The 14956-nt window shown below is 61.3% G+C and carries 17 protein-coding genes; 8 read left to right on the top strand and 9 right to left on the bottom strand.

Translation table 11 applies throughout. The features are described from left to right. Nucleotides 1-112: 112 nt before the first annotated feature. Nucleotides 113-712 carry a transglutaminase-like cysteine peptidase gene (locus OLZ32_RS15065; RefSeq protein ID WP_264421643.1) on the bottom strand — a complete coding sequence of 200 codons (600 nt, stop codon included), beginning with the start codon at nucleotides 710-712 and terminating at the stop codon, nucleotides 113-115. Between the two features lie 138 nt (nucleotides 713-850). Next, nucleotides 851-1702 carry an alpha/beta hydrolase gene (locus tag OLZ32_RS15060; RefSeq protein WP_264421641.1) on the bottom strand — a complete coding sequence of 284 codons (852 nt, stop codon included), beginning with the start codon at nucleotides 1700-1702 and terminating at the stop codon, nucleotides 851-853. Between the two features lie 178 nt (nucleotides 1703-1880). Here OLZ32_RS15060 and infC point away from each other — a divergent pair, with 178 nt between their 5' ends. From infC to pheT, 5 genes are all read left to right on the top strand, one after another. Further along, the gene (gene infC, locus OLZ32_RS15055; protein ID WP_075225634.1) at nucleotides 1881-2417 is read left to right on the top strand and encodes a translation initiation factor IF-3; all 537 of its coding nucleotides are present in this window, start codon (nucleotides 1881-1883) and stop codon (nucleotides 2415-2417) included. A gap of 311 nt (nucleotides 2418-2728) precedes the next feature. Then, the gene (gene rpmI / locus OLZ32_RS15050) at nucleotides 2729-2932 is read left to right on the top strand and encodes a 50S ribosomal protein L35 (protein WP_003544621.1); all 204 of its coding nucleotides are present in this window, start codon (nucleotides 2729-2731) and stop codon (nucleotides 2930-2932) included. Nucleotides 2933-2970: 38 nt separating this feature from the next. Continuing rightward, complete coding sequence (gene rplT / locus OLZ32_RS15045; RefSeq protein WP_003544622.1) at nucleotides 2971-3375, top strand: 50S ribosomal protein L20; 405 nt, start codon at nucleotides 2971-2973, stop codon at nucleotides 3373-3375. 150 nt (nucleotides 3376-3525) lie between these two features. After that, a complete protein-coding gene (gene pheS / locus OLZ32_RS15040; protein WP_024322278.1) occupies nucleotides 3526-4608 on the top strand; it encodes a phenylalanine--tRNA ligase subunit alpha in 1083 nt (360 codons plus the stop codon). 16 nt (nucleotides 4609-4624) lie between these two features. After that, nucleotides 4625-7057 (top strand): phenylalanine--tRNA ligase subunit beta, encoded by a 2433-nt coding sequence (gene pheT, locus OLZ32_RS15035; protein ID WP_264421637.1) that lies wholly within the window; start codon nucleotides 4625-4627, stop codon nucleotides 7055-7057. Nucleotides 7058-7111: 54 nt separating this feature from the next. On the opposite strand, the gene OLZ32_RS15030 is transcribed toward pheT, so the two are convergent. Both OLZ32_RS15030 and OLZ32_RS15025 read right to left on the bottom strand, forming a co-directional pair. Next, the gene (locus tag OLZ32_RS15030) at nucleotides 7112-7471 is read right to left on the bottom strand and encodes a nuclear transport factor 2 family protein (RefSeq protein ID WP_264421635.1); all 360 of its coding nucleotides are present in this window, start codon (nucleotides 7469-7471) and stop codon (nucleotides 7112-7114) included. Between the two features lie 92 nt (nucleotides 7472-7563). Next, nucleotides 7564-8559 (bottom strand): aldo/keto reductase, encoded by a 996-nt coding sequence (locus OLZ32_RS15025; protein ID WP_264421633.1) that lies wholly within the window; start codon nucleotides 8557-8559, stop codon nucleotides 7564-7566. Nucleotides 8560-8686: 127 nt separating this feature from the next. Here OLZ32_RS15025 and OLZ32_RS15020 point away from each other — a divergent pair, with 127 nt between their 5' ends. Next, the gene (locus OLZ32_RS15020) at nucleotides 8687-9595 is read left to right on the top strand and encodes a LysR family transcriptional regulator (RefSeq protein WP_264421631.1); all 909 of its coding nucleotides are present in this window, start codon (nucleotides 8687-8689) and stop codon (nucleotides 9593-9595) included. 45 nt (nucleotides 9596-9640) lie between these two features. Here OLZ32_RS15020 and OLZ32_RS15015 read toward each other — a convergent pair whose 3' ends face one another. Further along, nucleotides 9641-10138, bottom strand: a complete 498-nt coding sequence (locus OLZ32_RS15015; RefSeq protein ID WP_003544628.1) for a YciE/YciF ferroxidase family protein — start codon at nucleotides 10136-10138, stop codon at nucleotides 9641-9643. A 113-nt stretch (nucleotides 10139-10251) separates the two neighbouring features. On the opposite strand from OLZ32_RS15015, the gene OLZ32_RS15010 reads away from it, so the two are divergent. Continuing rightward, on the top strand, nucleotides 10252-10905 hold the full coding sequence (locus OLZ32_RS15010) for a hypothetical protein (protein WP_032987361.1): 654 nt from the start codon (nucleotides 10252-10254) through the stop codon (nucleotides 10903-10905). Here OLZ32_RS15010 and OLZ32_RS15005 read toward each other — a convergent pair. Further along, entirely contained in the window at nucleotides 10895-11338 is a 444-nt protein-coding gene (locus OLZ32_RS15005) for a GNAT family N-acetyltransferase (RefSeq protein WP_264421629.1), read from the bottom strand. The two genes, OLZ32_RS15010 and OLZ32_RS15005, sit on opposite strands and share 11 nt — an antisense overlap. A 14-nt stretch (nucleotides 11339-11352) precedes the next feature. Further along, nucleotides 11353-12300 (bottom strand): aldo/keto reductase, encoded by a 948-nt coding sequence (locus tag OLZ32_RS15000; RefSeq protein ID WP_264421627.1) that lies wholly within the window; start codon nucleotides 12298-12300, stop codon nucleotides 11353-11355. 178 nt (nucleotides 12301-12478) lie between these two features. Here OLZ32_RS15000 and OLZ32_RS14995 point away from each other — a divergent pair, with 178 nt between their 5' ends. Beyond that, a complete protein-coding gene (locus tag OLZ32_RS14995; protein ID WP_003544635.1) occupies nucleotides 12479-13465 on the top strand; it encodes a Gfo/Idh/MocA family protein in 987 nt (328 codons plus the stop codon). Here the strand turns inward: OLZ32_RS14995 and OLZ32_RS14990 are convergent, their stop codons facing one another. Then, on the bottom strand, nucleotides 13466-13843 hold the full coding sequence (locus tag OLZ32_RS14990; RefSeq protein ID WP_017990005.1) for a GtrA family protein: 378 nt from the start codon (nucleotides 13841-13843) through the stop codon (nucleotides 13466-13468). It abuts the gene before it with no gap. Next, nucleotides 13840-14847, bottom strand: coding sequence for a glycosyltransferase (locus tag OLZ32_RS14985; protein ID WP_264421625.1), 1008 nt, complete (start codon nucleotides 14845-14847; stop codon nucleotides 13840-13842). The genes OLZ32_RS14990 and OLZ32_RS14985 overlap by 4 nt, the downstream gene beginning before the upstream one ends. Nucleotides 14848-14956 lie beyond the last annotated feature (109 nt).

Genomic DNA, 14956 nt, shown 5'->3' with positions numbered 1-14956 from the left:
CAACGAACGCCCTGAGCCCAAAGCGAAGGGCCGGGAGACGGTGCGGCATCCCAAACCCACAAAACAAAAAGGCCGGCAAACTGCCGGCCTTTCACATTCTCTATTGCAACCCTTACCGCAGCGCGCCGACCAGGACGTCGCGGCCGTTTTCGATGGTGACCCAGCGGCCGGCATTGTAGCTCGACTGGCGCTTGACGAAGGAATAGGGCGTACCGAACCACGGCTTGACGTCGGCGGCGAGGTTGTCGAGCACGAAATCGCCCTCGGTGGTGCGCAGCGTCAGCACCGCATGGCCTTCGCCATCCGGCTTGCGCACGACGGTCATCAGCAGATCGGCAGCCGGAAAGCCGCGCTGGATCAGCATGCGGCGCTTCAACAGCGCGAAATCCTCGCAGTCGCCGGCGGTGGTCGGATAGGCCCAGACCTCATCCTTGCCGTAGATTTCCTTGTCGGTCATCGGCGTGATCGTGCGGTTGGCCGTGGCGTTGACCGAACGCACGAGCGACCACTTCCCCGGGTTCATGGCAACGGGGCCGGCGTTTCGGTCTGCGCCGCATTCAGTGCGGTGAACCTGACAGAAATCATAGTGCCCGATCGGCTGTGAGGTGGCATTGCCTGTCACCATGGAAGCATTTCTGCTGGGGGCCGGTATGGCGGCCGTCGCCATCGCAAACATGGCCATCATGGCCACAAAGATACCCTTGATCCGCACGCCCGCTCTTTCCTCGCATCGCCCCTTATTTATTAACAAAGTGTTAATGGAGAGGGCCCAAAAGAGTCAATCGTTACTTCTTGGGAGGACCTTGCGACTCGCCGACATGGTTAAAATGCAACGGGTTGGGGACCTGCATCAGGCGAATTTATCCGCCTCTGCCATACAAGCGGGCATCTGCCTATTTGTTGATGAACGGATGATGCCTTTGACGGCACTCAGGAGAAGCGCGATATCGCCAGGGCGGGAAAGGCGATGGTCGCCGTCGCGGACGAAGGTCAGCACCACATCGTCGGCGGGAAGATGTTCGACCAGTTTCATCGCATGCGCATGCGGCACGTCGGCGTCTTTCATGCCTTGGAGAATGTGCACCGGGCAGCCGGTTTCGATGATGCCGTCGAGCACCCGGTTCTTTCGGCCGTCCTCGATCAGCGCCCGCGTATAGATGCTGGGTTCGGGGCTGTATTGCGAACGCTCTTCGAAATAGCCGCGCTCGGCCAGCGACTTGCGCTCCTTGGCCTTGAGGTTCGGCTCGATCAACTCCGAGGTGAAATCGGGGGCGGGCGCAATCAGCACCATGCCTGCGAGCTTCGGGCCGCCCTGCCGTACAAGCTCCTGCGCCAGCCTGAGCGCGATCCAGCCGCCCATCGAGGAGCCGACGAGGATCACGCGTTCGGGGGCGACATGGCGGATGACGGCAAGCGCCTCCTCCAGCCAGCGCGAGATCGTGCCGTCGCCGAAGCTGCCGCCGGAAAGTCCGTGGCCGGAATAATCGAGGCGGATGCAGGCGAGCCCAAGTTCCGCCGCCAGCCCGTCGAGTTCCACCGCCTTGGTGCCGCTCATATCGGAGCGGTAGCCGGACAGCCAGACAAGCGCCGGCGCGCCGTTGCCGGCTTGCGCCGGGCGGACGAGCATGGCGATCTCACGCGCCGCCTCGCCCTCGCCGACCGTCAGGAACTGCGGCTGGGCATTGGACAACTGATCGGACATCGGCGAAACTCCTGTTGTTTTGGCCTATAAAACAGATTCTTGGCAGGCTGACAGCGGGTGATTTTTCCGCTAAAGGATGATATTGACTCCGTTGCAGCGATGACGCGACACGTTTGTGCACCCCTGATTGGGAGCGCGATGCTGCAACGTTCCGAAACAACGCGAGGAGAATACGACCATTCGCAGACCTTTTAAAACCGACGCGCCCGTGAAGGACGGACCGCGCTCGAACCGTGAAATCCGCATTCCCAAAGTTCAGCTGATCGGGGCTGACGGAGAGAATATGGGCGTCGTGCCTACCGACCAGGCCTTGAGAATGGCGGAAGAAGCCGGCCTCGATCTCGTCGAAATTTCCCCAAATGTCGAACCGCCAGTGTGCAAGATCCTCGATCTGGGCAAGCTGAAATATGCCAACCAGAAGAAGGCAGCCGAGGCGCGCAAAAAGCAGAAGATCGTCGAAGTCAAAGAAATCAAGATGCGCCCGAACATCGACACCCATGATTATGAGGTGAAGATGAAGGCGATGGGTCGCTTCTTCGACGAAGGCGACAAGGTCAAGGTGACGCTGAAGTTTCGCGGCCGTGAAATGGCCCACCAGGAACTCGGCATGAAGCTTCTGCAGCAGGTCAAGGCCGATACGATCGAGTTCGCCAAGGTCGAAGCTGAACCCAAGCTCGAAGGCCGCCAGATGATGATGGTGCTGGCGCCGAAGTAAGCGCCAGGCAGTATTTCGCCCAAGGCCGTCCGCAAGGGCGGCTTTTGTGCTTTCTGCCACTGTATTTTTGGATGCACGAAGATTCCTCCGCGGCCCCGTTGCACTTTCATGACGCTGCGGTTATAAGCGCGCGTCCGAACTGACCGGCAGGGCATGCCGTGGCAGTTTCGAATGCTTGCGGAACGGTTCGTCGCCGATGCCGCAGATCAACAACAAACGCTCCCGCAACTTGTTGCGACGGCCGGAGAACCGGACTTCGCGAGAAGGGCTTTTTTGATGAAGCGCGCAGGGAGGACAGAAGGAGTAGCAAAATGCCCAAGATGAAGACGAAGTCCTCTGCCAAGAAGCGGTTCAAGATCACCGCAACCGGCAAGGTTAAGGCTGCCGCTGCCGGCAAGCGCCATGGCATGATCAAGCGTTCCAACAAGTTCATTCGCGATGCACGTGGCACCATGGTTCTCGCAGAACCGGATGGCCGCAAGGTTATCAAGAATTACCTGCCGAACGGTCTCTGAGACTCGTCCGCGAACGCTAGATTTAAGGAGATCATGATATGGCACGTGTAAAAAGAGGCGTCACCTCTCACGCCAAGCACAAGAAGGTTCTGAAGGCCGCAAAGGGCTTTTACGGCCGCCGCAAGAACACCATCCGTACCGCCAAGGCTGCTGTCGATCGTTCGAAGCAGTACGCCTACCGCGACCGCAAGGTCAACAAGCGCAACTTCCGTGCGCTTTGGATCCAGCGCATCAACGCCGCTGTGCGTGAATTCGGCCTGACCTATGGCCGCTTCATCGACGGCCTGAACAAGGCTGGCATCGAGGTCGACCGCAAGGTTCTCTCCGACATGGCGATCCACGAGCCGGAAGCATTCGGCGCGCTGGTCAGCGCTGCCAAGAAGGCTCTTGAATACCTCAAGGAAGCCGGTACGGCGAACGAGTTTGAAGGCGCGGTCAAGTAACCAGCGCTTCCCAAGCTTTTGAATTTATGATTTTGGGAAACCCGCGCTGGTTTGGGCTAGCGCGGGTTTTTCTTTCTTTATATTCCTGGCGCCGGCCTGCGCCGCCTGCCTCCCGATCGCCCGCCTGATACTGGACGGAAAGAAGTGACAATGTCAGATATCGACCAGCTCAACACATCGCTGCTCGCCGAAATCGCCGCCGCCGATGACGAGACGGCGCTCGAAGCCGTGCGCGTGTCCGCCCTCGGCAAGAAGGGCTCCGTCTCCGAATTGTTGAAGACGCTCGGCGCCATGACGCCGGAAGAGCGCCAGAGCAAGGGCGCTGCGATCAACGTTTTGAAGAATGCAGTGACCGAGGCGCTCACCGCCCGCAAGACGACGCTTCGGCAAGCGGCGATCGATGCGCGGCTGAAGGCCGAAACGGTCGACGTCAGCCTGCCGGTGCGCTCTTCGCCGGCCGAGCGCGGCCGTATCCATCCGATCAGCCAGATCGTCGACGAGATCACCGCGATCTTCGCCGACATGGGCTTCTCGATCGCCGAAGGTCCTGACATCGAGACCGATTATTACAATTTCACCGCGCTGAATTTCCCCGAAGGCCATCCGGCCCGCGAGATGCACGACACCTTCTTCTTCAACCCGGATGAGAATGGTGAGCGCAAGGTCCTGCGCACCCACACCTCGCCGGTGCAGGTGCGCACCATGGAGGCTCAGACACCGCCGATCCGTATCATCATTCCCGGCAAGACCTACCGCCAGGACTCGGACGCCACCCATTCGCCGATGTTCCATCAGGTCGAGGGCCTGGTCGTCGACAAGAAGGCCAATGTCGCCAACCTCCGCTGGGTGCTGGAAGAATTCTGCAAGACCTTCTTCGAGGTCGACAGCGTGACGATGCGTTTCCGCCCGTCCTTCTTCCCCTTCACCGAGCCCTCCTTCGAGGTCGATATCCAGTGCGACCGCTCCGGCCCGATCGTCAAGTTCGGCGAGGGTACCGACTGGATGGAGATCCTCGGCTGCGGCATGGTCCACCCGAACGTGCTGCGTTACGGCGGGCTCGATCCGGACGAATATCAGGGTTTTGCCTGGGGCATGGGCCTCGATCGCATCGCCATGCTGAAATACGGCATGCCCGATCTGCGCGACTTCTTCAACGCCGACGTCCGCTGGATGACGCATTACGGCTTCCGCCCGCTCGACATGCCGACGCTGTTCGGCGGCCTCAGCGCTTGAACGGAGAATTGGGACGATGAAATTCACGCTCTCCTGGCTGAAAGAGCATCTGGAAACGGATGCCGGCCTCGATGAAATCTGCACGCGCCTCACCGAGATCGGGCTGGAGGTCGAGGATGTCGACGACAAGGCGGCCTTCAAGCCCTTCGTCATCGCCAGGGTCGTCTCGGCCGAAAAACATCCCCAGGCCGATCGCCTGAAAGTGCTGATGGTCGATACCGGATCCGGCGCACCGGTCCAGGTCGTCTGCGGCGCCCCGAATGCGCGCGCCGGCCTCGTCGGCGCCTTCGCAGCGCCCGGAACCTATGTTCCCGGCATCGATGTGACGCTCGCCGTCGGCAACATCCGCGGCGTCGAAAGCCATGGCATGATGTGCTCCGAAAAGGAGCTGCAGATCTCCGACAGCCACGACGGCATCATCGATCTGCCCGAGGATGCGCCGGTCGGCCAGAGTTATGCCGCCTATGCTCATCTCGACGATCCCCTCATCGAGATCAACCTGACGCCCAACCGGCCGGACTGCACCTCGATCCACGGCATCGCCCGCGATCTCGCCGCCTCCGGCCTCGGCACGCTGAAGACGCGGCCCGCCCCGTCCTTCGCCGTCGAGGGTGAGACGCCGGTGAAGCTGACGCTCGATCTCGATGATCCGAAGCTCTGCCCGGGCTTTGCGCTCCGCCTGGTGCGCGGCGTCACGAACGGTCCGAGCCCGCGCTGGATGCAGCAGCGGCTGATCGCCATCGGCCTGCGCCCCATCAATGCGCTCGTTGATGTCACCAATTACATGACCTTCGATCAGGGGCGGCCGATCCACGTCTTCGACGCTGCCAAGATCAACGGTAACCTGACTGTCCGCCGCGCCGCCGAAGGCGAGACGGTGCTGGCGCTCGACCAGCGCGAATACAAGCTCTCGCCGAACAACGTCGTCATCTCCGATGATAATGGTATCGAGTCGATCGGCGGCATCATGGGCGGCGAACATTCCGGCTGCGACGAGAACACCGTCGACGTGCTGATCGAATCCGCCCTCTGGGACCCGATGAACATCGCCAAATCAGGCCGCAGCCTCGGCATCATCACCGATGCCCGCTACCGCTTCGAACGCGGCGCCGATCCGGAATATATGGTCCCGGGTCTCGAACGCACGACGGAACTGGTGCTGGAGCTTTGCGGCGGCAAGGCCGCCAAGGCCGAGGTGGTCGGCTACAAGGGTTACCAACCGAAGATCGTCGAATTCCCGTTCTCCGAGGTCAAGCGCCTCACCGGTCTCGATATTCCTGTCGAAGAGATGAAGCAGATCCTGACCCGGCTAGGTTTCGTGGTCACCATGGGCGGTAGTGATGTCGGATCCTGCTCCGTCGCTGTCCCCTCCTGGCGCCCCGATGTCGACGGCAAGGCCGATCTCGTCGAGGAGGTCATGCGCATCCACGGCGTCGACAATATCAAGCCGGCGCCGCTCGAAAGCCACGCGGCCGTCAACGGCAAGATCCTGACGACGCTGCAGATCCGCACCCGCCTCGCCAAGCGGGCGCTGGCCGCGCGCGGCATGCTCGAAGCCGTCACCTGGTCCTTCATTCCGGAAGACCAGGCAAAGCTCTTCGGCGGCGGTTCGCCCGCCCTCAAGCTTGCCAACCCGATCGCCGCCGAAATGTCGGATATGCGCCCGTCGCTGCTGCCGGGCCTGCTGTCTGCTGCCCAGCGCAATGCCGACAAGGGTTACGGCGACGTCGCTCTCTTCGAGGTCTCCGGCACCTATGAGAACGACAGGCCGGACGGTCAGCGCCGCGTTGCCGGTGGCATCCGCCGCGGCACGGCCTCGCTTGCCGGCGCCGGTCGCGCCTGGTCGAACCCCGCCAAAGGCGGCGGCAAGCCGGTCGACGTCTTCGACGCCAAGGCCGATGCGCTGGCCGTTATCGAAGCCTGCGGCCTGCCGATGGGCAATATCCAGATCGAGCAGGGTGGGCCGGAATGGTATCATCCCGGCCGCTCCGGCACGATCAAGATGGGGCCGAAAGTCGTGCTCGGCTATTTCGGCGAATTCCATCCGCTGACGCTGGAAGCGCTAGACGTTTCCGGCGCTCTCTGCGGCTTCGAGGTCTATGTCGATGCCATGCCGGAGGCCAAGCGCAAGGCGACGCGCACCAAGCCGGCGCTCGAGCTGTCGCCCTTCCAACTGGTGCGGCGCGATTTCGCCTTCGTCGTCGACAAGACGGTGGAAGCCGGCGCCATCGTCAAGGCCGCCACAGGCGCCGACCGCAAGCTGGTGACCGGCGTCAATGTCTTCGATATCTTCGAGGGCGCATCGGTTGGCGACGGCAAGAAATCGGTGGCGATCGAGGTGCAGATCCAGCCGGTCGAGCGCACGCTGACGGACGAGGATTTCGAGGCGCTGACGCAGAAGATCGTCGCCAGCGTCATGAAATTCACCGGCGGTGTCCTCAGAAGCTGAGCTTCATCCAACGTCGCCAGATAATGGGCCGGTCGCGAATAGCGGCCGGTCTTTTCACCGATGCAGATGGAAGAGTTTGCCGACGATCGTCCAGCGGCCGTCGATCTTCAGCAGCGAGAGATAATCGGTAAAGCGCATTCCGGCGAAATCGTCGGTGACCTTGACGCTTGCCGCATCGCCCTCGACATCGACACTCTGAATGTCCATGTAGGGCTGCGTGCCGGGCGGGGCCGGCTCCTCCTGCAGGATCGCGGCGATGAACTCGTCCCGCGTCAGCCATTCGACGGCATTTTCGTAATGACCGATGATCGAGCTTTTCGGGTGAAAGGCCTTTTTCAAGGCTGCCTCATTGGCGAAGGCCATGCCTTCGACATAGAGATGAACCGTCTGTTCGACTGCCTGCCTGTCCGACATATTTTCATCCCGTTCTCCAAGATGGCGTTAGATAGCTTCGCCAGCCCCGAAGGCAAGCCCGGCCGGTTGTGGCCGACCGGGCTTTTCCAAATTTAGATGTTCGTCATGGCAAGCGAGGCGTCCGAATAGCGCTTGCCGGCCACCTGTCCGGCGGGGATCGCCTCGCCGAGCTGCTCGAGTTCCGCCGGGCTCAGCACGATATCGGCAGCGGCCGCATTCTGTTCGAGATGGTGAAGCTTGCGAGCGCCGGGGATCGGTACGATGTCGTCGCCCTGGCTCAATACCCAGGCGAGCGCCAGCTGCGCCGCCGTCACGCCCTTCTCGGCGGCAAGCCGCTCGAGCGTCGAGACGAGGGCGGCATTGGCGTCGAAATTTTCCGCCTGGAACCGCGGCACCTGCCGGCGGAAATCGTCCGCGTCGAGATCCTCCACTTTGCGGATCGACCCGGTCAGGAAGCCGCGGCCGAGTGGGCTGTAGGGCACGAAGCCGATGCCGAGTTCGCGGCATGTCGCAAGCACCTCCTCTTCGGGATCGCGCGTCCAGAGCGAATATTCGCTCTGCAGAGCTGCGATCGGATGGATCGCATGGGCGCGGCGAATGGTGGCGCTTCCGGCTTCCGAAAGCCCGAGCGCCCGGACTTTTCCTTCCTTTACCAGTTCCGCCATCACGCCGACCGTCTCTTCGATCGGCACGTCAGGATCGACTCGGTGCTGGTAGAAGAGGTCGATGGTTTCGATGCCGAGGCGTTTCAGCGAGGCCACGGCCACGGTTCGCACATGCTCGGGGCGGCTGTCGACGCCGGTGATGGCAGCAATGCCCGGCTTGCTGGCATCGATCTTGAAGCCGAACTTGGTGGCGATCACCACGCGGTCGCGGAACGGCTTCAGCGCTTTGCCGAGCAGAACCTCGTTGGAAAACGGGCCATAGACTTCGGCAGTGTCGAAGAAGGTGACGCCGAGATCGATGGCGCGATGCAGTGTCTTGATCGATTCCGCATCGTCGCTGGCGCCATAGGCAAAGCTCATGCCCATGCAGCCAAGGCCGACGGCAGAGACGGTCAGATCGTTTCCGAGTTTCCGGGTTTTCATGATGCGCTCCTTTGTGAGCAGTTTTGAACCGCTTGATCGGTTGTGCGGTTACGGGCAGACTTTATCGCTGTGCTATCCATCAGAAAATACATGCAGTTTCTAACGGGTTGTTCTATCATTTCGATCAATGAACAGAACCCAGCTCTCGCAACTCGCCGTTCTCGCCGCTGTCGCGGAGCATCGCAGCTTCCGGGCGGCGGCGAAGGAACTCCTCGTCGCGCCCTCGGCAATCAGCCATGCGATCTCAAGCCTCGAGGACAGTCTGGGGGTGCGGCTTCTGGCGCGCACCACCCGTAGCGTCGCGCCGACGGAAGAGGGCCGCCTGCTGCTTGAAAGACTTCGTCCCGCACTCGAGCAGATCGATATTGCCTTGGAGGCCGTCCGCGATACGCGCGCCAAACCGGCCGGAAACCTGCGCATCACCGCGCCACGCTTCGCCTCCGATCTGCTGCTCGCTCCGCGCCTCGGCGACTTTCTCAATCTCTATCCCGATATCACCCTGGAGATCGCCAATGAAGATGGCTTCACCGATATCGTCAAGGAGGGTTTCGATGCCGGTATCCGGCTGGAGGAGAGCCTGGAGGCTGATATGATCGCGGTCAGGGTCTCGCCCGATCTGACGACGGTGATCGCCGCTTCGCCCGAATATTTCGAGCATCATCCGAAGCCCGAGCATCCGCGCGATCTCGTCCATCATCGCTGTATCAAGCGGCGTTTCACCAACGGCTCGATCTATCGCTGGGAATTCGAAAAGGACGGGCAGGAGCTCGTCGTTTCGGTCGACGGGCCGCTGATCGTCAGCGAAGACCGGCTGGCCCTGCTTGCGGCGGTGAACGGCGCCGGCCTTGCCTATCTGTTCGACATGCGGGTCTATGACGAACTGGCGGGCGGCACACTTGTGCGGGTGCTGGAAGATTGGTGCGCGCCCTATTCCGGGGCGTTTCTCTATTACCCCACCCGGCGGCAGATGCGCCCGGCGCTACGCGCCTTCATCGATTTCTTCAAATACAGTGAACAGGAGACGGGCGGCCGGTAAGGAATGGAAACCGGGCCGCCCGTTCTTACTAGGGCGCCGTGTGCATCAGGCAGCCTTTGCCTTCTGGTTTGCCGCCGTGGTGGCGAGTTGGGAGAGGGTCTTGTCGGTGGCCGTTTCCTGCTGCAGCGTCTGGTCGAGCAGGCCGACGACCTCCTTGAGGCCGAGGGTCGCGGCCCAGGTCTTCAGCGTGCCGTAACGGGCGATTTCATAATGCTCGACGGCTTGGGCAGCCGAAATCAGGCCGGCATCGAGAGCCGCCGTGCCCTTGAATTCCTCCATGATTTCCTCGCCCTCGGCGATAATGCCCTGGATCGCCTCGCAGGTCTTGCCCTGGGCGCGTTTGCCGATCAGTTCGAAAACCTGCTGCAGGCGCTCGACCTGGCCTTCGGTTTCCTCGCGGTGTTTTTCGAAGCCCTTCTTCAATTCGGGGGATTGGGCGGCGCGCGCCATCTTCGGCAGGGCGCGCAATATCTGCCGTTCGGCAAAGTAGATGTCCTTCAGCGTGTCGTAGAAGAGATCTTCCAACGTCTTTTCCTTGGCCATTTTCTCGATCCTTGTTTTGGGGAAAACCGCGAATGCGGCGACACATTAAGAAGAGAAGATCGCGCTAATTGTTCCCGATCGATTTCGGGTGGACTGGAAATCGGTGCCGGGCGATGATTCCTGCCGTCGATGCGCAGGAGAATGACGTCATGCGAAAACCGAATTCGATGAAGGGTCTGGAGGATCTTGGCCGCGTGCGGCTGTCGCAAAACTTCTTTCTTCGCGATTTCCTGCATTCCGAAATCGCCGATTTCTACCGCATCCCCAACATGCCCGAGGATCCCGATCTGGCGATCGAGGCGGGCAAGAGGCTCTGCGAGGAATTACTGGAGCCGCTGGAGGCAACGTTCGGGCGCCTGCATATCCGATCCGGCTATCGCTCGCCCGCGGTCAACAGGTTCGGCAACGAGAACAATCTGAACTGTTCGACCAATGCGTCCACCGCCGCGCATCACATCTGGGATATGAGGGACTTTGACGGCTGCATGGGTGCGGCCGTCTGTATTGCCGTGCCGTGGATGGTCGACCATTACCACGATGAAAGCGACTGGCAGCGGCTCGCCTGGTGGATTCACGACCACCTGCCTTATGCTTCGCTCTGCTTTTTCCCGAAGCTCTGGGCCTTCAATATCCAATGGCACGAACAGCCGAAACGGGTGATCCAGAGTTATGTCAGCCCGCGCGGCATCCTGACCAAACCCGGCATGGCCAATTGGGAAGGCGATCATGCCGCCTTTTACGAAGGACTTCCTGCGATCAGAAGCTGATGCGATAGCGGATATGGCCGTCGCTCTCGACATAGCTGTCGTAAAGCGCCCGCGCCGTTCTGTTCTGCTCGCTCGTATGCCAGTAGAGCCGCGACCAGCCCTTGGCTTTGCAGGTCGAAACGAGATCGTCCATCAGCGCCCGCCCGACGCCTTTGCCGCGCGCCTCGGCATCGACGAACAGGTCTTCGAGATAGCAGTCCCTGCCGCGGATCCACGTGCCCTCATGCGTGAGATAGAGCGCAAAGCCCATGATTTGGCCATCGATTTCGGCGACACGCATCGCGATTGCCGACGCCGGATCGAAGACCCGGCGCCATGTCTGATCGGTGATATCGGCGTCGACCGTGACGTCGTAAAAGACGAGATAGGCCGCCCAGAGCTCGCGCCAACGGGTTTCGTCCTCGGGGCGGGCATCACGTATCGTCACGGTCATGGCGTCTCTTTCTTTCAGGCACCGGCTTCGTCGAGCAGCGCCATCGCGTCATCGGAAAGCGCAAGTGTCGCTGATTTTGCCAGGCTTTCAAGCTGCGAAAGGCTGGTCGCGCTGGCGATCGGCGCCGTCACGCCCTTCTTGCGCAGCAGCCAGGCGAGCGAAATTTCCGCCGGCTTGGCACCGGTCTCGGCAGAAACCTTGTCGAGCGCGGCCAGGATGCGCAGGCCTTTGTCGTCGAGATATTTCGAAACCCGGCCCTCGCGCGCGCGGCCTTGCGTATCGGCCTTGCTGCGGTATTTGCCGGTGAGGAAGCCGGCGGCGAGGCTGAAATAGGTGATGACGCCGATGTCTTCTTTGACGCAGAGATCGGCAAGCGGCCCCTCGAAGCTCGATCGCTCATAGAGATTATACTCCGGCTGCAGCACATCGTAACGCGGCAATCCGGCCTTTTCGGCAGCGTCGAAGGAAGCCTGGAGGAGTTTAGCATCATAATTCGAGCAGCCGATGGCGCGGATCTTGCCCTGCTGCTTCAGTTTGGCATAGGCGCCGAGTGTTTCCTCGTGCGGCGTATCTTCATCCGGCCAGTGCGAGAGATAGACGTCGATATAGTCGGTCTGCAGCCGGCGCAGCGAATCTTCGACCGCTTTCAGGATATAGGTCTCCTTCAGCGTCTTTCCCTGTCCCATGTCGGAGCCGACCTTGGTGACGATGACAGCCTTGTCGCGGGAAATCCTTGCTTGGCTTAGCCAGCGCCCGATGATCTCCTCGGAATCGCCGCCCTTGTTGCCCGGAACCCACGAGGAATAGACATCGGCCGTATCGATCGTGTTCAGGCCCGCGTCGAAGAAGGCATCGAGAATGGCGAAGGATGTTTTTTCGTCGGCCGTCCAGCCGAAGACATTGCCGCCGATGACGATCGGCGCGACCGATAGACCTGTTTTTCCAAGCCGGCGCATTTCCATGACGCTCTCCAGAAGTGTGAAGGAATTGAAGTCGCGGATACGGCAGAACGCCGCCCTGACCAACTTAGTGCGATCCGCGCATCCGGGAAGGCAAACTTCCGTGATTTCGGGCCGCGCCATTGCGCCGCAGCTAAGGCCTGAATATGGTTCGCTGAAATCAGTTCGGGAGACTTGGATCATGCTGCGTTTCGGTATCATTTCAACAGCGAAGATCGGCCGCGACAATGTCGTTCCGGCGATCCAGGATGCGGAGAATTGCGTCGTCACGGCGATTGCCAGCCGTGATCTCAAGCGCGCAAGAGAGATGGCCGACCGTTTCTCGGTGCCGCATGCCTTCGGCTCCTACGAAGAGATGCTGGCCTCCGACCTCATCGACGCCGTCTACATCCCGCTGCCGACCTCGCAGCATATCGAATGGTCGATCAAGGCGGCAGATGCCGGCAAGCACGTGCTCTGCGAAAAGCCCATAGCGCTGAAGGCCGACGATATCGACGACGTGATTGCCGCCCGCGACCGCAACCGGGTGGTGGTCACCGAAGCCTATATGATCGCCTATTCGCCGGTCTGGCAGAAGGTGCGCTCGCTGATCGACGAGGGCGCCATCGGGTCGCTCCGGCATGTGCAGGGCGCTTTCACCTATTTCAATCGCGACCCCGCCAACATGCGCAACGTCCCCGAGCTCGGCGGCGGCGGCCTTCCCGATATCGGCGTCTATCCCGTCATGGGCACGCGTTTTTCCACCGGCAAGGAGCCGCTTTGGATCCAGGCGATCACCGAGCGCGATGCGGATTTCGGCACGGATATCTATTCGAGCGTCAAGGCCGATTTCGGCGATTTCGAGCTGAGCTTCTATATCTCGACGCAGATGGCCAACCGCCAGGTCATGGTCTTCCACGGCACCGAAGGGTACATCGAGGTCAAGTCGCCGTTCAACGCCAATCGCTGGGGGCCGGAGGAGATCGAGCTTGCCGACCGCAGCCACTCTGAATCGCGCATCTTCCGCTTCCAGGACAGCCGCCAGTACAAGCGGCAGGTCGAGGCCTTCGCCCGGGCGGTGACGAACGGCAAGGAAGAGATCGTCACGCTCGAAAATTCGAAGCTGAACCAGAAGGTGATCGACGCGATCTACCGGGCCAGCGAGAAGGATGGCTGGGAGGCGGTTTGATTATTGTGCGCGGAAGACGAAGCGCGAATAGCCGAAGAAGCTGAAGATCATCGAGGCGATGCTGGCGATCACCATGGCCGCCAGCGGCTGAAGCGCTGGCAGCGACAGCAGAAGCGCGGAATAGAGCCCGTAATTGACGAGTGCTGCCGTCACCCCGACCGAGCCGTAGCGGAAGCCTTCGGCGGCAAGCGAACGGCCGGAGCGATCGAAGGTGAAACTCCGGTTGAAAGCCCAGGTCGCGGCCATCGCGAAGGCGATCGCCACGAGCCGCGCCAGAAACGGCCCGAGCGGCGTCAGAGCGAGCAGCGCCGACAGGATGCCCGCATCGACGAGGAAGCCGATGCCGCCGGCAATGGTGAAGCGGATTAGCTTTTTCATGCCGCATCCGCCTTGCCGGGTGGCGAGCGCGAGACCGGCCCCGCGTCGCTGAGCGGCGCCTTCATCGCGCTCGGCCTTTCCAGGCCCATATAATGGATACGAAGCTGTTCGGCGCGGGCACGCGCGACGGAATCCAGGATGACGCCGGCGGTGAACAGCATGAAAGATATCATCATCAGCGCCGTCGACAGCACCCAGGTCGGCATGCGGCTGACGAGACCCGTCTCGAAATATTCCGCCAGCACCGGCGCCATGAAGCCGAGGCTCGCCAGCATGAAAGTGGCGCTGATCGCGCTGAAAAAGGCGAAGGGCCGGGTTTCCTTCATCAGCATTGCGAACATCCAGAGGATCTTGGCGCCGTCGCGGAATGTCGAAAGCTTGGAATGCGAGCCTTCCGGTCGGCGGCCGTAATCGAGCTCCAGCTCGCTGACCGGCAGTTTCAGCCGGGAGGCATGCACGGACATCTCGGTTTCGATCTCGAAGCCACCTGATACCGCCGGGAAGCTCTTGACGAAGCGGCGCGAAAAAGCGCGGTAGCCGGAAAAGATATCAGTGAAGTCGGGGCCGAAGATCATCCGGTAGAGCAGGTTGAAAAGCCGGTTGCCGAGCGCATGGCCCTGACGGCCGGCATCGGCGTGCACGCCACGCCTGGTGCCGACCACCATGTCGGCGCGCTCGGTCAGCAGCGTGCGCACCAGTTCCTCGGCATCTTCAGGCGCATAAGTGCCGTCGCCGTCGGCGATGATGTAGATGTCGGCGTCGATATCGGCGAACATGCGGCGCACGACATGGCCCTTGCCCTGACGCCGCTCGCGCACGACATGCGCGCCGGCAAGCATCGCCTGCAGCGCGGTGCCGTCGGTGGAATTGTTGTCGTAGACGTGGATCGCAGCATCGGGCAGCGTCGCCCGGAAACCCTGCACGACAGCGCCGATCGTCGCGGCTTCATTAAAGCAGGGGAGCAGGACGGCAATATTCAGATTATGGGTACGCGATCGGGCCATGACTCTACTCGTTACACTTGAAAGCCACGCTCAGCCTAAATCATGCGCCGTTAATAAGACCCTATGACGCAGGCAAAATCGCCAGCTGCCACAAACGGCTTTACACTTT

The organism is Rhizobium acaciae (genome assembly GCF_025941625.1).
GTDB classification, from domain to species: domain Bacteria; phylum Pseudomonadota; class Alphaproteobacteria; order Rhizobiales; family Rhizobiaceae; genus Rhizobium; species Rhizobium acaciae.
The sequence above is the reverse complement of the archived record's forward strand: the minus strand, read 5'-3'. Positions and strand labels throughout refer to the sequence as shown.

Coding starts and splice junctions, on each gene's coding strand:
- pheS (WP_024322278.1), top strand. CDS start 3,526: ATGTCAGATATCGACCAGCTCAACACATCGCTGCTCGCCGAAATCGCC.
- rplT (WP_003544622.1), top strand. CDS start 2,971: ATGGCACGTGTAAAAAGAGGCGTCACCTCTCACGCCAAGCACAAGAAG.
- OLZ32_RS15030 (WP_264421635.1), bottom strand. CDS start 7,471: ATGTCGGACAGGCAGGCAGTCGAACAGACGGTTCATCTCTATGTCGAA.
- pheT (WP_264421637.1), top strand. CDS start 4,625: ATGAAATTCACGCTCTCCTGGCTGAAAGAGCATCTGGAAACGGATGCC.
- OLZ32_RS15005 (WP_264421629.1), bottom strand. CDS start 11,338: ATGACCGTGACGATACGTGATGCCCGCCCCGAGGACGAAACCCGTTGG.
- OLZ32_RS14985 (WP_264421625.1), bottom strand. CDS start 14,847: ATGGCCCGATCGCGTACCCATAATCTGAATATTGCCGTCCTGCTCCCC.
- OLZ32_RS15060 (WP_264421641.1), bottom strand. CDS start 1,702: ATGTCCGATCAGTTGTCCAATGCCCAGCCGCAGTTCCTGACGGTCGGC.
- OLZ32_RS15020 (WP_264421631.1), top strand. CDS start 8,687: ATGAACAGAACCCAGCTCTCGCAACTCGCCGTTCTCGCCGCTGTCGCG.
- OLZ32_RS15015 (WP_003544628.1), bottom strand. CDS start 10,138: ATGGCCAAGGAAAAGACGTTGGAAGATCTCTTCTACGACACGCTGAAG.
- OLZ32_RS14995 (WP_003544635.1), top strand. CDS start 12,479: ATGCTGCGTTTCGGTATCATTTCAACAGCGAAGATCGGCCGCGACAAT.
- OLZ32_RS15025 (WP_264421633.1), bottom strand. CDS start 8,559: ATGAAAACCCGGAAACTCGGAAACGATCTGACCGTCTCTGCCGTCGGC.
- OLZ32_RS15010 (WP_032987361.1), top strand. CDS start 10,252: ATGATTCCTGCCGTCGATGCGCAGGAGAATGACGTCATGCGAAAACCG.
- OLZ32_RS15000 (WP_264421627.1), bottom strand. CDS start 12,300: ATGGAAATGCGCCGGCTTGGAAAAACAGGTCTATCGGTCGCGCCGATC.
- rpmI (WP_003544621.1), top strand. CDS start 2,729: ATGCCCAAGATGAAGACGAAGTCCTCTGCCAAGAAGCGGTTCAAGATC.
- OLZ32_RS14990 (WP_017990005.1), bottom strand. CDS start 13,843: ATGAAAAAGCTAATCCGCTTCACCATTGCCGGCGGCATCGGCTTCCTC.